The organism is Mesorhizobium sp. M4A.F.Ca.ET.050.02.1.1 (assembly GCF_003997725.1).
Taxonomy (GTDB): domain Bacteria; phylum Pseudomonadota; class Alphaproteobacteria; order Rhizobiales; family Rhizobiaceae; genus Mesorhizobium.
The window spans coordinates 1-3567 of sequence record NZ_RZSG01000629.1 but is presented as its reverse complement, the minus strand read 5'-3'; the positions used below and the strand labels follow the sequence as shown (position 1 = coordinate 3567).

The window sequence follows — 3567 nt, the reverse complement described above, 5'->3', positions numbered from 1 at the left end:
GCGGGGAGATCCTGGTGCGGGGCAAGCCGGTCAGCGGATGGAGCGCAGGGCGCTCGCGCGACGCCGGCATCGAAACGGTGTTCCAGGACCGGGCGCTGGCCGTGCAGCAGACGATCGTGCGCAACATCTTCATGGGCCGCGAGCTGACCGGCTTCATGGGCTGGCTGAAGGTCGGCAAGGAGATCGAGGAGGCAAGCCGGTTGATGCGCGAGATCGGCTTCACCTCGAAAGTGTTCACGCCGCATTCGATCGTCGGCCAGCTTTCGGGCGGCGAGCGCCAGGGGGTGGCGATCGCGCGCGCCATCTACAAGCAGGCGGAGCTGATCATCCTCGACGAGCCGACGACGGCGCTGTCGCTGACCGAGACCGCCAAGGTTTTCCACTTCGTGCGCCAGGTGCGGGCGAGCGGCCGCTCGATCCTGTTCATCGGCCACAACATCCACCACGTATTCGACATTGCTGACCGCTTCGTGGTGCTCGACCGCGGCAAGGTGGCGCTGACCGCCGACCGCAGCCAGATCAAGTCGGCGGAAGATCTCATCAACTTCATGGAAGACGTGGCGCATCCGGGCGGCCTGCCCGGACTGCACGAGGCGGGCGAAGCGGAGCAGGGAGCGCGATGAGCAAGGCCATGGAACCCGATCTGCAATCTCCCCTGGGAAGAACAAACGGCCAGGCAACCAAGGAATGGAGCCATCCATCCGACCACTGGCTGCGCGGCTTCGTCATCGACAACCGCGCCGCGCTCGGCACGCTCGGCGTGTTCATCTTCATGATGGCGGTGTTCATCATCGCCAATCCGACGGTGTTCACCACCTGGTATCTGTACAGCTCGGTGCTGACGACGCTGCCCGTTGCACTGTTCGTGGTCGTGCCGCTGGTCTTCGTCGTCACCTGCGACGAGATCGACCTGTCGTTCCCGGCAACGATGGGTTTTGCCTCATGGGTCTTCGCACTGGTCGTGCAGGCCGGCTATGATCCGTTCCTCGGCATCGCCGCCGCGCTGGTCACCGGGACGCTGCTCGGCTTCCTGGTCGGCTCGCTGGTCGTCTATGGCGGACTGTCGTCGCTGATCGCCACGCTCGGCATGAATTTCCTGTTGCGCGGCCTGATCCAGATCATCAACGAGGGCAGGTCGACGGCGCTGACCGGCCTTGCCGACAGCTCAGCCTACAAGATCTTCTCGAGCCAGCTCTGGGGCATCCCGGTGCAGATCTTCTGGGCCATCGCCTTCGTCGTTTTCTCGGCGCTGCTCTACAACCGCCACCGCTTCGGCGCGCAGGTGAGGGTGGTCGGCGACAATCCGGACAGCGCCAAGCAGATGGGCATCGACGTCAAGCTGGTGAAGGTGAAAGTGTTCGTCTTCACCGGCATCGGGGCGGCGATCGCCGGCACCTTCTCGGTGATGATCAACTTCACCTGGTGGCCAACGGCCGGCGACGGCTATCTGCTGCCGGTGCTGGCCTCGGTGTTCGTCGGCGGCACGCCGACCTGGGGCGGCATCGGCACGGTGGTCGGCGGCGCCATCGGCGCGGTGACCGTGTCGTTCATCCAGACCGGTGTCGTGGCGGCGGGGTTGAGCGGCTTCTACGTACAGTTCTTCAACGGGCTGATCATCATCCTGTCGCTGCTCGGCCATAAGTGGAACCAGGCGAGGTATCGGTGAGGCTACTCAAACGCCGGTGACAAACCCGTCCAGCACGCGTTTCTGGCCGGCCTTGTCGAAGTCGATGGTCAGCTTGTTGCCTTCTATCGCCGCAATGTTGCCGTTGCCGAACTTCTGGTGGAAGACGCGGTCACCGACGCTGAAGGCCGACGGCTTGTCGGCGACGGATTTGGCGACCAACTCGCCGTCGATGGTGCGGCCCTTCACCGAGGTGCGACCGGCGCCGTAGCCTGAGTCCGTCTCGCCATAGCCGATGCGCTCGACCTGGTGGCCGGAGCGCGTGCCCCAGTTGCGGTCGGTGGCCTCGGTGCGGTTGGCCTGCGCGCGCTGCCAGCCCGGCGTCGAATAGGTGTTTGAGAAGGATTTTTCCTCGCCGATATTGTCGAAGCGCGAGGCGCCGTAGGGGTTTTGCCGGCCGCCGCGCCCGGATGCGAACGAGCCGCCGCCATAGTTGTTGCCGTAGCCGCCATAGGAATTGCCGCTCTCGGCGATCTCGACATGGGTTTCCGGCAATTCGTCGAGGAAGCGCGACGGGATCGTCGATTGCCAGAGGCCGTGGATGAGGCGGTTGGAGACGAACCAGATGTGCAGGTTCTTCTTCGCCCGCGTCAGCCCGACATAGGCAAGGCGGCGCTCTTCCTCCAGCCCGGAGCGGCCGCCTTCGTCGAGCGCTCGCTGGTGCGGGAACAGGCCTTCCTCCCAGCCGGGGAGGAAGACTGTCTCGAATTCAAGGCCCTTGGCCGAATGCAGCGTCATGATCGAGACCGCGTCGAGCGACTCGCTCTGCTCCGCCTCCATCACCAGCGCCACATGTTCGAGGAAGGAGCGCAGCGATTCGTACTCCTCCATGGAGCGGACAAGCTCCTTGAGGTTTTCCAGCCGCCCCGGAGCTTCCGCCGAGCGGTCGTTCTTCCACATGTCGGTGTAGCCGCTCTCTTCCAATATGGTCTCGGCGAGCTCGGTATGTGGCGTGGTCTCCAGCGCCTTCTGCCAGCGCTCGAAATTTGCCGCGACCTCGCGCAGGGCGGCGCGCGGCTTCGGCTTCAGCTCGTCACTTTCAGCGAGGTTGCCGGCAGCTTCCAGCATCGGGATACGGAGCGCGCGCGCCGTGTCGTGGATCTGACGGATGGTGGCTTCGCCGAGCCCGCGCTTCGGCACGTTGACGATGCGCTCGAAAGCGAGGTCATCGCCGCTGTTGGCGACTACGCGGAAAAAGGCCAGCGCGTCGCGGATTTCCATGCGCTCGTAGAAGCGTGGGCCGCCGATGACGCGGTAGTTCAGACCGAGCGTGATGAAGCGGTCCTCGAAGGCGCGCATCTGGAAGGACGCGCGGACCAGGATCGCCATGTCGTTCAGATTGTGCTTCTGACGCTGGTAGGCCTCGATCGCCTCGCCGACGGCGCGCGCCTCTTCCTCCGAATCCCAGGCGGCATGGACATGCACCTTGTCGTCTTCGGGGTCGTTTCGGTCGGTGAACAGCGTCTTGCCGAAGCGGCCTTCGTTAAAGGCGATGAGATGCGACGCGGCGCCGAGGATATGCGCGGTCGAGCGGTAGTTGCGCTCCAGCCTTATGATGGTGGCGCCGGGGAAATCCTTGTCGAAGCGCAGGATGTTGTCGACCTCGGCACCGCGCCAGCCATAGATCGATTGATCGTCATCGCCGACGCAGCAGATGTTGACGGTGGCCGGGCGGGAATTCCCCTCCCCCTTGAGGGGAGGGTGGCCGGGCGAAGCCCGGTCGGGTGGGGTCCTCGCGGCAGTGCTCGACGCCCCTGTGCTCGATGACCGGGCGGTGCCTTCTGCGGCGACCCCCTCCGCCCGCTTCGCGGGCACCTCCCCCTCAAGGGGGGAGGATTGCGGCCGCTGCGCCAGGAGCCGCAGCCACATGTATTGGGCCGTGT

Annotated in this window: 3 protein-coding genes; 2 read left to right on the top strand and 1 reads right to left on the bottom strand. The window is 65.0% G+C overall.

Annotated elements, in window-relative coordinates:
• Both EOA33_RS28280 and EOA33_RS28275 read left to right on the top strand, forming a co-directional pair.
• Positions 1-623, top strand: a 623-nt coding sequence (locus EOA33_RS28280; protein ID WP_145989320.1) for an ATP-binding cassette domain-containing protein, incomplete at its 5' end; no start/stop codon positions are given.
• Positions 620-1666, top strand: coding sequence for an ABC transporter permease (locus EOA33_RS28275; protein ID WP_127407138.1), 1047 nt, complete (start codon positions 620-622; stop codon positions 1664-1666). The genes EOA33_RS28280 and EOA33_RS28275, both read left to right, overlap by 4 nt.
• A gap of 6 nt (positions 1667-1672) precedes the next feature.
• Here the strand turns inward: EOA33_RS28275 and EOA33_RS28270 are convergent.
• A partial coding sequence (locus EOA33_RS28270; RefSeq protein WP_190234393.1) for a 3'-5' exonuclease occupies positions 1673-3567 on the bottom strand: 1895 nt, incomplete at its 5' end.